This is a genomic window from Pseudomonas sp. L5B5, assembly GCF_020520285.1.
GTDB lineage: Bacteria > Pseudomonadota > Gammaproteobacteria > Pseudomonadales > Pseudomonadaceae > Aquipseudomonas.
In genome coordinates this window covers 1367325-1382192 of the sequence record NZ_CP084742.1, presented here as the reverse complement: position 1 = coordinate 1382192, position 14868 = coordinate 1367325, and the positions used below count along the sequence as shown (strand labels likewise).

10 protein-coding genes are annotated in these 14868 nt (G+C 66.1%); 1 reads left to right on the top strand and 9 read right to left on the bottom strand.

Annotated features, from left to right (window positions below):
* Positions 1 to 139 precede the first annotated feature (139 nt).
* The 7 genes from LGQ10_RS06205 to LGQ10_RS06175 all read right to left on the bottom strand — a co-directional run bounded on the left by LGQ10_RS06205 (position 140) and on the right by LGQ10_RS06175 (position 7636).
* Positions 140 to 1774 (bottom strand): BatD family protein, encoded by a 1635-nt coding sequence (locus tag LGQ10_RS06205; protein WP_226524976.1) that lies wholly within the window; start codon positions 1772 to 1774, stop codon positions 140 to 142.
* Positions 1771 to 3513, bottom strand: coding sequence for a VWA domain-containing protein (locus LGQ10_RS06200; RefSeq protein WP_226524975.1), 1743 nt, complete (start codon positions 3511 to 3513; stop codon positions 1771 to 1773). Before LGQ10_RS06200 ends, LGQ10_RS06205 begins: the two co-directional genes overlap by 4 nt.
* Complete coding sequence (locus LGQ10_RS06195) at positions 3510 to 4586, bottom strand: vWA domain-containing protein (RefSeq protein ID WP_226524974.1); 1077 nt, start codon at positions 4584 to 4586, stop codon at positions 3510 to 3512. Before LGQ10_RS06195 ends, LGQ10_RS06200 begins: the two co-directional genes overlap by 4 nt.
* Positions 4579 to 5073 carry a DUF4381 domain-containing protein gene (locus tag LGQ10_RS06190; RefSeq protein WP_058434791.1) on the bottom strand — a complete coding sequence of 165 codons (495 nt, stop codon included), beginning with the start codon at positions 5071 to 5073 and terminating at the stop codon, positions 4579 to 4581. The genes LGQ10_RS06195 and LGQ10_RS06190 overlap by 8 nt, the downstream gene beginning before the upstream one ends.
* Positions 5070 to 6011 (bottom strand): DUF58 domain-containing protein, encoded by a 942-nt coding sequence (locus LGQ10_RS06185; protein ID WP_058434790.1) that lies wholly within the window; start codon positions 6009 to 6011, stop codon positions 5070 to 5072. The genes LGQ10_RS06190 and LGQ10_RS06185 overlap by 4 nt, the downstream gene beginning before the upstream one ends.
* Positions 6012 to 6016: 5 nt before the next feature.
* Positions 6017 to 6976 (bottom strand): AAA family ATPase, encoded by a 960-nt coding sequence (locus LGQ10_RS06180; RefSeq protein ID WP_058434789.1) that lies wholly within the window; start codon positions 6974 to 6976, stop codon positions 6017 to 6019.
* 303 nt (positions 6977 to 7279) lie between these two features.
* Positions 7280 to 7636 carry a hypothetical protein gene (locus LGQ10_RS06175; protein ID WP_226524973.1) on the bottom strand — a complete coding sequence of 119 codons (357 nt, stop codon included), beginning with the start codon at positions 7634 to 7636 and terminating at the stop codon, positions 7280 to 7282.
* Between the two features lie 518 nt (positions 7637 to 8154).
* Here LGQ10_RS06175 and LGQ10_RS06170 point away from each other — a divergent pair.
* On the top strand, positions 8155 to 13014 hold the full coding sequence (locus LGQ10_RS06170) for an NAD-glutamate dehydrogenase (protein WP_226524972.1): 4860 nt from the start codon (positions 8155 to 8157) through the stop codon (positions 13012 to 13014).
* 104 nt (positions 13015 to 13118) lie between these two features.
* Here LGQ10_RS06170 and LGQ10_RS06165 read toward each other — a convergent pair whose 3' ends face one another.
* Both LGQ10_RS06165 and LGQ10_RS06160 read right to left on the bottom strand, forming a co-directional pair.
* On the bottom strand, positions 13119 to 13934 hold the full coding sequence (locus LGQ10_RS06165; RefSeq protein ID WP_058436391.1) for an META and DUF4377 domain-containing protein: 816 nt from the start codon (positions 13932 to 13934) through the stop codon (positions 13119 to 13121).
* A 490-nt stretch (positions 13935 to 14424) separates the two neighbouring features.
* Positions 14425 to 14835 (bottom strand): cupin domain-containing protein, encoded by a 411-nt coding sequence (locus tag LGQ10_RS06160; protein WP_226524971.1) that lies wholly within the window; start codon positions 14833 to 14835, stop codon positions 14425 to 14427.
* Positions 14836 to 14868 lie beyond the last annotated feature (33 nt).

Genomic DNA, 14868 nt, shown 5'->3' with positions numbered 1-14868 from the left:
ATGCGCCCCTGGCTTGTCGCCGGGTGCAGGACTTTTTGCGTTCTGGTGCACGGCCGCCATTGCTGAATGCAGGAGGAGCGTTGCCCGCGAAGAGGCCCGCGAGATCGCCTGCGCAGGCCGGCCGGCTCCTGGGGGCGGGCTACTTGGGGTAGAGGGGGGGCAGGCTAGTGGTGTCGGCCTGGGGCGCCTGGACCCGCTCGGCGGTGGGGATGGCGCGGATTGCCCGCCACAGTTCCTCGCCTTGCCAGTACTGGCCACTCTCGCTGTAGAGGGCTCCGTTGAGACCGTCCAGGGCGTCGGACAGCAGGACGAAGCGCGCAGCCATCTCGGCCAGGGTCTCGGGCTGCTGGCGGGCCCAGGCATCCAGGGCCTGGCGGGTGGCCTGGGGATCGTTGGCCTGGCAGGCACGCTTGAGGTCGTCCAGCAGCGAGCGCGGGCTGGGGCCGCTCTGGACCACCCGGGCTACCGCTGGCTGTGACCGGGCGCGCCACCACAGGCCAAAGCCCAGCAGGGTGGTGCAGGCCAGCAGCAGGGTGCTCAACTGCCACCACCACAGGCCTTCGGCCGCGGGGCTGGCCTGGGCGGTGCTGGCCGGAGTGTCCACCACCAGGCTCGGATTATCCGCCACCTGCAGCACACGGGCTGGCAGGCTGCTGGTTTCCAGGCGGTCGGTCCGGGTATTCCACCAGGTGACCTCCAGGGCAGGCAACTCAACGCTACCGGTACGGGTCGGCACTAGCGCCTGGCGCTCCTCGCGAATGCCCACGACGCCTTGCTCGACCTGCTGGTTGCTCAACTGCGGCTGGTCCGGGTAGCTGCGCAAGCCGTTGATCTCCGCCAGGGGCAGGGGCGGCAGTTGGGCGCTGGACAGGCCCTCGGCGCGCAGGGTCAGGCTGCGGGTCAGGGAGTCGCCGACCTGCGGATGTTCGGGCTCGGGGCTCCAGCTTTCGCTCAGGTTCAGGCTGCGGGCCGGTAGCCAGGGCACGTCAGCCGGGTAGACGGCAGGCTTGGCCATGACCGACAGGGCCATTTCGGCCGAGCTGACGTGGATCAGCTTGCCGGGCCTCGGTGCCTGGGTGGTGGCATCCTGGCCGGTGCCGGGGGTGGCCAGGGTGGCGCTGAAGGTCAGTGCGGGAATCTGCAGTACGCCGCTGCGCTGGGGGTAGATCGCATAGCGCATCTCGATCACCCCGTGGCGCACGCCATTGATGAGCTTCTCGTAGGTGCGCGGTTCACCCAGTTGCTCGACCCGGGCCTCGTCCAGTTGCAGCGGGCTCAGGCTGCTGTCGTCGAACAGCGGCACCGAGTGATAGATGTGCAGGGTCAGCAGGGCCTGGGCCTGGACATAGACCTGGGGCTGGTCCAGCTCGGCGTCGATGAACACCGGCTCCAGGGGCGCCTGCTGGTCCTGCTCGGGGCTGGCATTGACCTGCAGGCTTAGGGCCTGGCTGCGCAGATCGCCCAGGCGCAGCGGCTCGATGGCCAGGGTGCCGGTGTGGCGCGGCAGCAGGGTGACGATCCAGCGGGTGCTGGCGTGGTTGTCCCCCAGGCTGTTGAGCTGGTTGACCTGGCGCGTGTCGCGGACCTCGAACTGGGCCTGCAGGGGCGCCAGATCCGGCCTGCCGAACTGGGTGACATCGGTGGACTCCAGGGTCAGCTCGACGGTTTCCCCGGCGTTCACCTGGCTGCGATCCAGGCTGGCGAGCAGCCCGGCAGCCTGGGACTGCGCAGTCCAGCAGGCGAGGGCAAGCAGAAGGGCGGTGCAGCGGGTCATCGAATTTTTCCCTGATCCTGATGGGTTTGCTGTTCGTACCAGAATTTACGCCTGAGCAGTTCGCCCGGATCGTCCGGGATCTTGCGCAACCATTGTTCCAGCGCCTGCTGGTGTTCAGCATCCAGGCTGTCTTCCACCGGGCGCAGCGGGGTGGTGGTGTGTTCGTCGTCCAGTTCACTGCCGGGCACGTCGCTGTGGCCGGGCCTCTGCGGATCCGTTGGCGTCACCTCGCCCGGGCCGGGGGTACTGTTGGCGGAGGCCGGAGGCGTCTCGCTGCCCGGGGCCGGGGTATTGGCGGTTCCACCGGGGTCGGGCCGGACATTGTCCTCCACTTGGGGACTTTCCGGCTTGATCGGCGAAGGTGGCTCCACGGCCTGCTGCTGTTGCCGCAGGCTTTGCACCAGGGCCAGGTTTTGTTGCGCCGGTTGCAGGTCGGGCTCCAGTTCCAGGGCCTGCTCGTAGGCGTCGATGGCAGCGTCCAACTCTGCGCTGCGGGCCAGGGCATTGCCACGATTGTAATGGGCGCGGGCATCGTTGCCTTCGGCGAAGCGCTCGGCGGCGGCAGTGTATTGGCCGGCTTCGTACAGGGCCACGCCCTGCCATTGGCGATCCTGGAAGTGTCGCGCGGCCTCGGCCGGGCGCTGTTGCTGCAACAGGCGCTGGCCTTGCTGGTCGGGGCGCAGCCACAGGTCGTTGAAGTCGAAGGCGTAGCTGGGTTGCGGCACGGCGAACAGCAACAGCGGCAGGCAGAACAGCCAGCCGCGGCGTCCGGCGCAGGCGGCCAGGAGCAACAGCGGCAGCAGCAGCCAATAGCCCTGGTCGGCCCAGGTGTCCAGGCGCAGGGTCTGGCCGTCGTCGCGCACGCCCCGTGGGCCGCCCAGCAGGCCCAGGCCGCGCAGGTCGCTGTCGTCCAGGCGGGCCTGGCGGTAGCGGCCGCCGACTTCGCCGATGAATGGCTTGAGCCCGGGGCTGTCCAGGCGCGAGACCACGATCGCGCCCTGGTCATCCTTGAGATAGCTGCCATCGTCCAGTGGCACGGGGGCGCCGTCGCGACTGCCGATACCGAGCATCAGCAACTGCGGGCCGTCGCTGCCCAGGGCCTGGCGGATGCCCTGGCGCTCCTGTTCGCTGAGGGAGGACGCCATCAGCAGTACCCGGCCCTGGCCCAGGGCACCCTGGTCCAGCAGCTTGAGGGCCTTGCGCAGCGCCAGGTCGGCGCGCTGGCCAGCCTGGGGCATGATCGATGGCTTGAGGGCATCGAGCAGGTTGCGGCTGGTGGCCAGGTCATCGGACAACGGCACCAGCGTGTGGGCACTGCCGGCATAGACCACGATGGCGGTCTGGGCATCACTGCGCAGGGCGAGCAGGTCCAGCAGCTTGTGCCGGGCCTGCTCCAGGCGATTGGGCGGCACGTCGTCGGCGAGCATCTGCGGGGTCAGCTCCAGTAGCACCACCAGCGGGTCGGCGGGTTTCTGGCTGGTCTGCTCCACCCGTTGCCAGCTGGGGCCCATCAGGGCCAGTACCGCCAGCAGCCAGGCCAGGCCCAGGGCGACCCAGGGCAGCTTGGATTCGCGGCCATTGCCGCCGCTGAGCAGGGCGGCATGAAACGCCGCCGGCAGGATCATCTGCCAGCGTCCGGTACGTTTCTGCCGGTGCCAGAGCTTCCACACCAGCAAAACCAGCAGCGGCAGTATCAGCAACCACCAGGGACGGAACCAATGGGGCCAGAGGGCAATCATCGACGCCTCCGCAGACGCAGGCGCTTGAGGCGTTGCCGCCAGTGGGGCAAGGGTTGCAGGAAATGCTTCCTGGTCAGGAAACGTTGCAGCGGGTTCTGGGGCCAGCGTTCGCGCAGCACCAGCAGCGCGCTGAGCAGCAACGCCGCAGCCAGTGGCCAGTGGTACAGGGCCTGGGCCGGGCGGGCCTGGGTCGGTTGCTGGGCCACCGGCTCCAGCTGATCGAGGGTGTCCTTGATCGCCAGCAGCTCCTGGCCGTCGCGGGCGCGGAAGTAGCGTCCGCCGGTGACCTCGGCCAGTTCCTTGAGGGCCGGCTCGTCCAGGTCAAGGCTGGGGTTGAGCCCCAGAATGCCGAGGGTGGCGCTCTGGCCCGGATCGGCGCCAATGCCGATCGGGTAGATCTTCACACCTTCCTCGGCCGCCAGGCGTGCCGCGGTGATGGGGGCGATCTCGCCACCATTGTTGGCGCCGTCGGTGACCAGGATCAGCACCCGGCTCTGGGCCGGGCGCTGGCGCAAGCGCTTGAGGGCCAGGCCGATGGCGTCGCCGATGGCGGTGTTCTTGCCGGCGATGCCGATCTTCGCTTCGTCCAGCCAGACCCGTACCGTGTGCCGGTCGAAGGTCAGGGGAGCCTGCAGGTAAGCCTTGCTGCCAAACAGGATCAAGCCCACCCGGTCACCTTCGCGGTGTTCGAGAAAGTCCCCCAGCAGGTGCTTGACCAGGCTCAGGCGGCTGACGTCCTCGTCCTGCCACTGCATGTCGGGAAAGTCCATGGAGCCGGAGACGTCCACTGCCACCAGCAGGTCGCGTCCGCTGGCGGCAACCGGCAGGGGGTCGCCCAGCCATTGTGGGCGGGCCGCGGCGATCAGCAGCAGGACCCAGAGCAGGATGAAACGTGCCTGCTGGCGCCAGGCCGGCAGGTGGGCCCGGGCGCGGCGCTTGGAGAGGCCTTCCAGGTCACTGAGGAAACTGACCTTCAGCGCCGGCTCGCCACTGTCGGCCGCGGGCAGCACCAGGCGCAGCAGCCAGGGCAGGGGCAGCAGGGCGAAGATCCACGGCCAGGCGAACTCAAACATGCTTGCGAATCCAGGTGTCCACTGCCTGGGTCAGGCCGGCAATAGCTTTGTCGTCAAGCTTGCACTCGGGCTTGTAGGCGCCTTCCACCAGTACCATCCAGCGGGTCAGGCCGGCCGCCGGACAGCGGTTGTCGAGGAACGCCAGCCACTTGCGGCCGTTGAGGGTGTGGCTCTGGCTGTGGGGATAATGGTTGCGGCACAGGCGCTTGAGCAGCCCGTTGAGCGCCTGTAGCCAGGCCCCGGCCGGAGCGCCGTCGTAGGGCTTGGGCAGCAGCGCCAGTTCCGCCAGGGCGGCCAGGCGCACCGGGTCCAGGGGCTGTTCGGCGCGGCTGGGGACTTTCTTGCGTCGCCACAGGTGACGCCAGTGCCACAGGGCGAAGGCCAGGGTTGGCAACGCCACGGCCAGCAGCCACCAGCCCGGCGCCGGAGGCCACAGGCCCACCGGTGGTGGGGGCAGCAGTGGCTGCAGCTGCTCCAGGCTGCTCATCGGCCGGCTCCCGGGCGCTGCGGGTTGAGGTACTCGCGCAGTTGCTCGACCATTTCGCTCTGGGTGCTCAGGGGCATCAGCAAGACCCGCAGCTTCTGTGCCAGGCGCTCCCAGCGGGCGATGCGCGCTTCGCTCTGGGCGCGGTAGGCCTGGCGCAGCTCATAGTTGAGGGTGTCCAGTTCCAGCTGCGCGCCACGCTCGGCGAAGCGCATCAGGCCGGCGGCGGGCAGGGCATGGTCCAGGGGGTCGGAGAGCGGCATCAGCAGCAGGTCGCAGTGGCGTGACAGCAGGCTCAGTTGCTGTTCGGCGGCGTCGCTCAGCGCACGTTCGTCGCAGATCACGATCACCAGGCTGCCGGGGCGCAGCACTTCGCGACCTCGCAGCAGCGCGGTGCCCAGGGCGTCGCGCTGGGGCTGGGCATCGGCGTGCAGCGACTGGTTGACCCGCACCAGGCGGTTGAGCAGTTGCAACAGGCTCTGCTTGCTGCGCCGGGGCTTGATCTCGTAGTGCTCGTCGTCGCCATAGACCAGGCCGCCAACCCGGTCGTTGTGGCCCAGGGCGGCCCAGCCGATCAGGCTTGCGGCCTGGGCGGCGAGCACCGACTTGAACATCAGCCCGGAACCGAAGAACAACTGGCGGCTCTGCTCGACCATGATGAAGATCGGGCGTTCGCGCTCTTCATGGAACAGCTTGGTGTGGGGTTCCAGGGTCCGCGCGGTGACGCGCCAGTCGATGGTGCGCACGTCGTCGCCGGCCTGGTAGACCCGCACCTGGTCGAAGTCCACTCCACGACCGCGCAGCTTGGAATGATGCAGCCCCACCAGTGGGCTGCGCTGGCTTGGCGTGGAGAACAGCTGCACCTCGCGCACACGGTGGCGCATCTCGATCAGTTCACCGAGGGTGATGCGGATGCCGGGTTCGGCGCTGGCATGGGTCATGGGCGTCAGGCGACGGCAACGACGTCGAGGATGCGCTGTACCACACGGTCCTGGTCGATGCCTGCCGCTTCTGCTTCGAAGGACAGGATGATGCGATGACGCAGTACGTCGAACAGCACGGCCTGGATATCCTCGGGGCTGACGAAGTCGCGTCCGGCCAGCCAGGCGTGGGCCCGCGCGCAGCGGTCCAGGGCGATGGAGCCGCGCGGGCTGGCGCCATAGGCGATCCACTCGGCCAGTTCCGGATCGAACTTGCCCGGCGTGCGGGTGGCCATCACCAGCTGAACCAGGTACTCCTCCACCGCGTCGGCCATGTACAGGCCGAGGATCTCCTTGCGGGCAGCGAAGATTGCCTGCTGGCTGACCCGACGCTCGGGCAGGGTCTCGCCGTTCAGCGCCTCGCCCCGGGCCTGCTGGAGGATCCGGCGCTCCACCGCGGCATCCGGGAAGCCGATCTTGACGTGCATGAGGAAGCGGTCGAGCTGGGCTTCGGGCAGCGGGTAGGTGCCTTCCTGCTCGATGGGGTTCTGGGTCGCCATCACCAGGAACAGTGGCGACAGTTCATAGGTGCTGCGCCCGACGCTGACCTGGCGCTCGGCCATGGCCTCCAGCAGGGCCGACTGGACCTTGGCCGGGGCGCGGTTGATCTCGTCCGCCAGCACCAGGTTGTGGAAGATCGGGCCTTGCTGGAACACGAAGCTGCCGGTTTCCGGGCGATAGATCTCGGTGCCGGTGATGTCGGCGGGCAGCAGGTCGGGGGTGAACTGGATTCGATGGAACTGTGCTTCGACGCCGTCGGCCAACTCCTTGATGGCCTTGGTCTTGGCCAGCCCCGGAGCGCCCTCGACCAGCATATGGCCGTCGGCGAGCAGGGCGATGAGCAAGCGCTCGATGAGTTTTTCCTGGCCGAGAATCTGCGTTGAAAGAAAGGTTCGCAGCGCCAATAGCGCTTCACGATGTTCCATCGGTGACTGTTCCTGGAGAGGGTGCGCCCGGGCGTTGCCAGAACGTCCGGGCTGGGGGCGATACTTTAATCCATAGCGGGGTCTGCCGACTAACGGGGAAAGAGCGATTTAGCCAATTAGTCGAAAATTTCCCGGCTTTTTCGCAGGGCGGCGGATCTGGCGCCCGCTGCGCGGTCGTGCGCAGCCTGCGGCAGCGGCTACACGAAGCGAGGTTGCGTCCGGGCGCGCAGCGGCCGCAGTGGGCGCGACTAGGTTCACCTGGCACAACACGGTGGTGAGCCGACGCCTGCCGCAGTGGCTACATCAGGCCAGCTGGCTGATGTAGGTGCCGGTGCCCTGGAGGATGTTCTTGAGGGTCTGCTCCACTTCGGCCAGGTCGGCAGCAGCGGTGTCGTGGTGGATCTCCAGGTGGTCCGCGCCGTTGAGGGCGTCGGCGTCGGCCGCGGCGATCTCGATCAGCAGGGTGGTGGAGCTGAGGGTCACCTTGACCCCGTCCAGGGTCGAGGGCTCGCCGTCGAGCGTGATCTCCAGCTCGTCTTCGTCCGGGTAGCGGGTCATCAGGAACATCTCGCCCTGGGTGCTGTGGCAGCAGAGCATGGCCATGTTGTCTTCTTCGTCATCGCAAGGGTTGGCGATCAGGTGGGCGGTGGTCATCTGCATGAGGCATTCCTGGGGCGGGGCAAAAGAGGCGATTCTGCCATCGCGGGGGAATTTCTGCTGGTTTGTCTGTCAGAGCACAGGACGTGAACGCAAGGCGCCGACCGGTCATTTTTGATACGCAAGTCCTGCGAATGCAGGGAAAAACCTGGTTTTTCCCCAGCGGCTGCTAGTGTTGTTCAGGGCGTGACCGACCGGTTGCGTGCCGTTGACCGAATATGTCGCAGCACCGCAAGCAGTTGTCGCATCGCACTCGTTAAGCTGCGCAGCGGACAATTTGTTCTCAAGTGCAATAGGTTGCGTCTGTTGTGTGATGATCGCCTGCCAGGGCATCGCCCCGTTCGCCCTGGCCGATGCCCATCCCCGGAAGGTGTGAATGTGACCTGCGCGTCTCGTCCAGCTTCACCCACCTGGCATCCTGCAACCTCTGCCCGAGATTCAGGAACAGGATGCACCGGCGCCCCGCAGGGGGTTCGCACACGACGCTACCATCAATAACAAGCTCAAGCGGAGTACCACAGATGGCGTTCTTCACCGCAGCCAGCAAGGCCGACTTCCAGCATCAACTGCAAGCGGCACTGGCGCAGCACATCAGTGAACAGGCACTGCCACAAGTGGCGCTGTTCGCTGAACAATTCTTCGGCATCATTTCCCTGGACGAACTCACCCAGCGTCGCTTGTCCGACCTGGCGGGCTGCACCCTTTCTGCCTGGCGCCTGCTTGAGCGCTTCGATCACGCGCAACCGCAAGTGCGCGTCTACAACCCCGATTACGAGCGTCATGGCTGGCAGTCGACCCACACCGCTGTGGAAGTCCTGCACCACGACCTGCCGTTCCTGGTGGACTCGGTCCGCACCGAGCTCAACCGTCGCGGCTACAGCATCCACACCCTGCAGACCACCGTGCTCAGCGTGCGCCGCGGCAGCAAGGGCGAGCTGCTGGAAATCCTGCCCAAGGGCACCCAGGGCGAGGGTGTCCAGCAAGAATCGCTGATGTACCTGGAGATCGACCGTTGCGCCAACGCCGCCGAACTCAGCGTGCTGGGCAAGGAGCTGGAACAGGTGCTGGGCGAGGTGCGCGTCGCCGTGGCCGACTTCGAGCCGATGAAGGCCAAGGTCCAGGAGCTGATCCAGGGCATCGACAACAGCCAGTTCGCCATCGCTGCCGACGAGAAGTCCGAGATCAAGAGCTTCCTCGAATGGCTGGTGGACAACCACTTCACCTTCCTGGGCTACGAAGAGTTCGTGGTCGGCACCGATCAGGACGGCGGGCATATCGAATATGACCAGGACTCGTTCCTGGGCCTGGCCAAGCTGCTGCGTGCCGGCCTCACCGGCGACGACCTGCACATCGAGGACTACGCGGTCAATTACCTGCGCGAACCGACGCCGCTGTCGTTTGCCAAGGCCTCGTTGCCCAGCCGCGTGCATCGCCCGGCTTACCCTGACTTCGTGTCGATCCGCCAGATCGACGCCGACGGCAAGGTGATCAAGGAATGTCGCTTCATGGGCCTCTACACCTCCTCGGTGTACGGCGAGAGCGTGCGGGTGATCCCGTACATCCGCCGCAAGGTCGAGGTGATCGAGCAGCGTTCGGGCTTCCAGGTCAAGGCCCACCTGGGCAAGGAACTGGCCCAGGTCCTGGAAGTGCTGCCCCGCGACGATCTGTTCCAGACGCCGGTGGACGAGCTGTTCAGCACCGTGATGTCCATCGTGCAGATCCAGGAGCGCAACAAGATTCGCGTGTTCCTGCGCAAGGACCCGTACGGCCGCTTCTGCTACTGCCTGGCCTATGTGCCGCGCGACATCTATTCCACCGAAGTGCGCCAGAAGATCCAGCAGGTGCTGATGGAGCGCCTGCAGGCCACCGACTGCGAGTTCTGGACCTTCTTCTCCGAGTCGGTGCTGGCCCGGGTGCAACTGATCCTGCGGGTCGACCCCAAGCAGCGCATCGACATCGATCCGCTGCTGCTGGAAAAAGAAGTGGTGCAAGCCTGCCGCAGCTGGCAGGACGACTACGCCAGCCTGGTGGTGGAGAGCTTCGGCGAAGCCCATGGCACCAATGTCCTGGCCGACTTCCCGAAAGGCTTCCCGGCCGGCTACCGCGAGCGCTTCGCTGCCCATTCGGCAGTGGTGGACATGCAGCACCTGCTGAGCCTCACCGAGGCCAACCCGCTGGTGATGAGCTTCTACCAGCCCCTGGGCCAGGTGACCGGCCAGCGCGAGCTGCACTGCAAGCTGTATCACGCCGACACCCCGCTGGCGCTGTCGGACGTGCTGCCGATCCTGGAAAACCTCGGCCTGCGGGTACTGGGTGAGTTCCCGTATCGCCTGCGCCACAACAATGGCCGCGAGTTCTGGATCCACGACTTCGCCTTCACCGCCGCCGAAGGCCTGGACCTGGACATCCAGCAGCTCAACGACACGCTGCAGGACGCCTTCGTCCACATTGTCAGCGGCGATGCCGAGAACGATGCCTTCAACCGCCTGGTGCTGACCGCCGGCCTGCCATGGCGTGACGTGGCGCTGCTGCGTGCCTACGCCCGTTACCTGAAGCAGATCCGCCTGGGCTTCGACCTGGGTTACATCGCCAGTACCCTGAACAACCACACCGACATCGCCCGCGAGTTGACCCGGTTGTTCAAGACCCGCTTCTACCTGGCGCGCAAGCTGACCCAGGAAGACCTAGACGACAAGCAGCAGCGCCTGGAGCAAGCGATCCTGACCGCCCTGGACGATGTCCAGGTGCTCAACGAGGACCGCATCCTGCGCCGCTACCTGGACCTGATCAAGGCCACCCTGCGGACCAACTTCTACCAGACCGACGCCAACGGCCAGAACAAGTCCTACTTCAGCTTCAAGTTCAACCCGCACCTGATCCCCGAGCTGCCCAAGCCGGTGCCCAAGTTCGAGATCTTCGTCTACTCGCCACGGGTCGAGGGCGTGCACCTGCGCTTCGGCAACGTCGCCCGTGGCGGCCTGCGCTGGTCCGACCGCGAGGAAGACTTCCGCACCGAAGTCCTGGGCCTGGTCAAAGCCCAGCAAGTGAAGAACTCGGTGATCGTGCCGGTGGGCGCCAAGGGCGGCTTCCTGCCCCGTCGCCTGCCATTGGGCGGCAGCCGTGACGAGATCGCGGCCGAGGGCATCGCCTGCTACCGCATCTTCATTTCGGGCCTGCTGGACATCACCGACAACCTGAAAGACGGCGCCCTGGTGCCGCCGGCCAACGTCGTGCGCCACGACAACGATGACCCGTACCTGGTGGTTGCCGCCGACAAGGGCACCGCGACCTTCTCCGACATCGCCAACGGCATCGCCATCGACTACGGCTTCTGGCTCGGTGACGCTTTCGCTTCCGGCGGTTCGGCCGGCTACGACCACAAGAAGATGGGCATCACCGCCAAGGGCGCGTGGGTCGGCGTGCAGCGCCACTTCCGCGAACGCGGCATCAATGTCCAGGAAGACAGCATCACCGTGGTCGGTGTCGGCGACATGGCCGGCGACGTCTTCGGCAACGGCTTGCTGATGTCCGACAAGCTGCAACTGGTGGCGGCGTTCAACCACCTGCACATCTTCATCGACCCGAACCCGAACCCGGCCACCAGCTTCGTCGAGCGCCAGCGCATGTTCGCACTGCCGCGTTCGGCCTGGAGCGACTACGACGCCAGCATCATGTCCGAAGGCGGCGGGATCTTCTCGCGCAGCGCCAAAAGCATCGCCATCTCGCCACAGATGAAAGAGCGCTTCGACATCCAGGCCGACAAGCTGACGCCGACCGAGCTGCTCAACGCCTTGCTCAAGGCACCGGTGGACCTGCTGTGGAACGGCGGTATCGGTACTTACGTCAAGGCCAGCACCGAGAGCCACGCCGACGTCGGCGACAAGGCCAACGACGCCCTGCGCGTCAACGGCAACGAGCTGCGCTGCAAGGTGGTGGGCGAGGGCGGCAACCTGGGCATGACCCAACTGGGTCGTGTGGAGTTCGGCCTCAATGGCGGTGGTTCCAACACCGACTTCATCGACAACGCTGGTGGCGTGGACTGCTCCGACCACGAAGTGAACATCAAGATCCTGCTCAACGAAGTGGTGCAGGCTGGCGACATGACTGACAAGCAGCGCAACCAGCTGCTGGCCAGCATGACCGACGAAGTCGGCGGCCTGGTGCTGGGCAACAACTACAAGCAGACCCAGGCCCTGTCCCTGGCCGCGCGCCGTGCCTACGAGCGCGCTGCCGAGTACAAGCGCCTGATGAGCGACCTGGAGGGCCGTGGCAAGCTGGACCGCGCCATCGAGTACCTGCCGACCGAGGAGCAGCTCGTCGAGCGCGCCGCGACCGGCAAGGGCCTGACCCGTCCGGAGCTGTCGGTACTGATTTCCTACAGCAAGATCGACCTCAAGGAAGCGCTGCTCAAGTCCCTGGTACCGGATGACGACTACCTGACCCGCGACATGGAGACCGCGTTCCCGCCAAGCCTGGTGGCCAAGTTCTCCGAGGCCATGCGTCGCCACCGCCTGAAGCGCGAGATCGTCAGCACCCAGATCGCCAACGACCTGGTCAACCACATGGGCATCACCTTCGTGCAACGCCTGAAGGAGTCCACCGGCATGAGCCCGGCGAACGTGGCCGGCGCCTATGTGATCGTGCGGGACATCTTCCACCTTCCGCACTGGTTCCGTCAGATCGAAGCCCTGGACCATCAGGTCTCGGCCCAGGTCCAGCTGGAACTGATGGACGAGCTGATGCGCCTTGGCCGTCGCGCTACCCGCTGGTTCCTGCGCAGCCGTCGCAACGAGCAGGATGCCGCGCGCGACGTCGCGCACTTCGGTCCGCACCTGGCGGCGCTGGGTCTCAAGCTCGACGAACTGCTGGAAGGCCCGACTCGTGAAGGCTGGCAGAACCGTTACCAGGCGTATGTCGAAGCCGGTGTGCCGGAGCTGTTGGCCCGCATGGTGGCAGGCACTACCCACCTGTACACCCTGCTGCCGATCATCGAGGCGGCGGATGTCACTGGCCAGAGCGCGGCCGATGTGGCCAAGGCCTACTTCGCCGTGGGCAGTGCCCTGGACCTGCCGTGGTACCTGCAGCAGATCAGCGATCTGCCAGTGGGCAACAACTGGCAGGCCCAGGCCCGTGAGGCGTTCCGCGATGACGTGGACTGGCAGCAGCGGGCGATCACCATCAAGGTTCTGCAAATGGCCGACGCGCCAGAAGACATGGAAGCCCGCGTGGCCCTGTGGCTTGAGCAGAATGCGAGCATGGCCGATCGCTGGCGCGCGATGATGGTGGAAATTCGTGCCGCCAGTGGCACCGACTATGCCATGTACGCGGTGGCCAACCGTGAACTGCTGGACCTGGCCATGAGCGGTCAGTCGAGCCTGTAACGCACGACCCTGCTGTAACGCAAAAGCCCCGTATCGCAAGATACGGGGCTTTTTTCATGGCCTGCCGAAAGGGCCGTCAGGCAGCGGCGAGGCCAGGCCAGTGCTTACTTGGTCTTGCCCGAGGCGTCTTGCTCGACCACCAGGTCCAGCACATAGACCTCGGACGAGGCGTCGGCCGGCGGGTTCTTCCATTCGTACTGCTTGATCCGCAACACGGTGCGCACGCCGTCGTGGTGCTCGTAGCCCTCGATGGACTGGTACAGCGGATGCCAGGTGTCCTGGGTCGGCAGTTGCAGGCCGGCGTCGTCATAGCGGCGCTCGCGCACTTGCAGGCATTGGTAGTTGGGGATCAGCGGGTGGCTGCACTTGACGGTCTTGGCGGCCACTTCCAGGAACTTGATCTGGCCCTGGCTGCCGTAGCGAGTTTCCGGGGTCTCTTCGCCCTGGAACTTGAGCACCGAGCCATCCTGGGTCGTCAATTGCAGCACCGGTTCCGGGGTCTCACCGGTGAGGGTGGTACGCAGGTCACCCTTGAGCAGGCGGCTGATCTGGGTGTCCAGGTCCATCAGGCTCTTGTCGCAGGCCATCATGGTCGAGGCCAGTTGTTGCACTTTCAGCACGCCGTTCTGATAGCTGTAGCCACCGAACTGGCCGTTGCAGCCGCCACTGATGTTCAGGTTCTGGTCGCCGAAAGTCAGGCGCAGCTTGCGCTGGATGCCCTTGTCCAGGGCTGCGATGGGTTTGCCCGAGGCGTCGGTGGCGGACACCAGGTTCCAGTAGTAGGCCGGGAGCGCTGGCTGGGCCGCGACGGACGTGGTGGTGGCGGGCATGGAAGGCGATCCTTCATGGGTGGAGGAGGTCGGAGCGCAGGCCTGGAGCAGGGCGGCGCAAACAGCGACGAAGAGAATGTTCTGTTTCATGGTTCGCTCTTTCAGCCTTGATGAGTGAGGGCGCATCCTGCCCAGGCAGGGGGCGCACGCCGGTAAGCACAGGGCGAGGTCGTTCCAGGATTGTTCCGTACCCAGACCCTGCCTGGACGCGGGCCGGGCAGGACGACCTCAGTCGTTACCGATTGCAATACGACAGCATGATGGCCGTTCGGTTTCACGGGGCCGGAGGCCTGGCAGTGTTACCAAATTTTTCGGCGCTGCTTCGTGTCGCCGCGAGGCAGGTGGGTGAGGGTGTGGTCAGGTCGAATGCCGAAGGCCCTGCGGGCCTTGTCGCAGCTTCGCCAGCCCGGCAGCGGTTACAGGGTGTAGCCGCTGCCGCAGGCTGCGTACGGGCGCGCAGCGGCCGCAAGGTCGACATGGCTGTGAGGTTGATGGGTCGAACGCCGAAGGCCCTGCGGGCCTTGTCGCAGCTTCGCCAGCTCAGCAGCGGCTACAAGGGGTAGCCGCCGCAGCGACAGGATCAGTGTTCCAGGGGCGTCAGGACTTCGTCCTGGGTGTCCATCAGCATGAACACCAGCAGCTTGGCCGGCTGGGTCTGGCTGGCGTTGGCCGATACCGGATGCTGCGAGCCGGCCGGCTCGAACCAGGATTGCCCGGCCTGGTAGGTGATGCTCGGGCCATCATTGACCCGCGAGGTGATGGCGCCTTCGAGCACATAGGCCATGGCTGCCCCAGCGTGGCGGTGGGGCACCGTGGCCTGGCCCGGGGCGTAGTCGACGGTGAGCATCATGGCCTTCTTGCCCGGCAGGTTGGCCAGCGCCTGGTCCTGCAGGATCGCCAGCTTCTCCTGGCCGTATACCGGCTCATGGGCCGTGGCTCCCAGGGAGGTCATCAGGGCGAGGGTGGCAAGGGCGGCGGTCAGGGTTTTCATCTTGGTGTTCTCCAGCGGATCGGAATGTCCTTT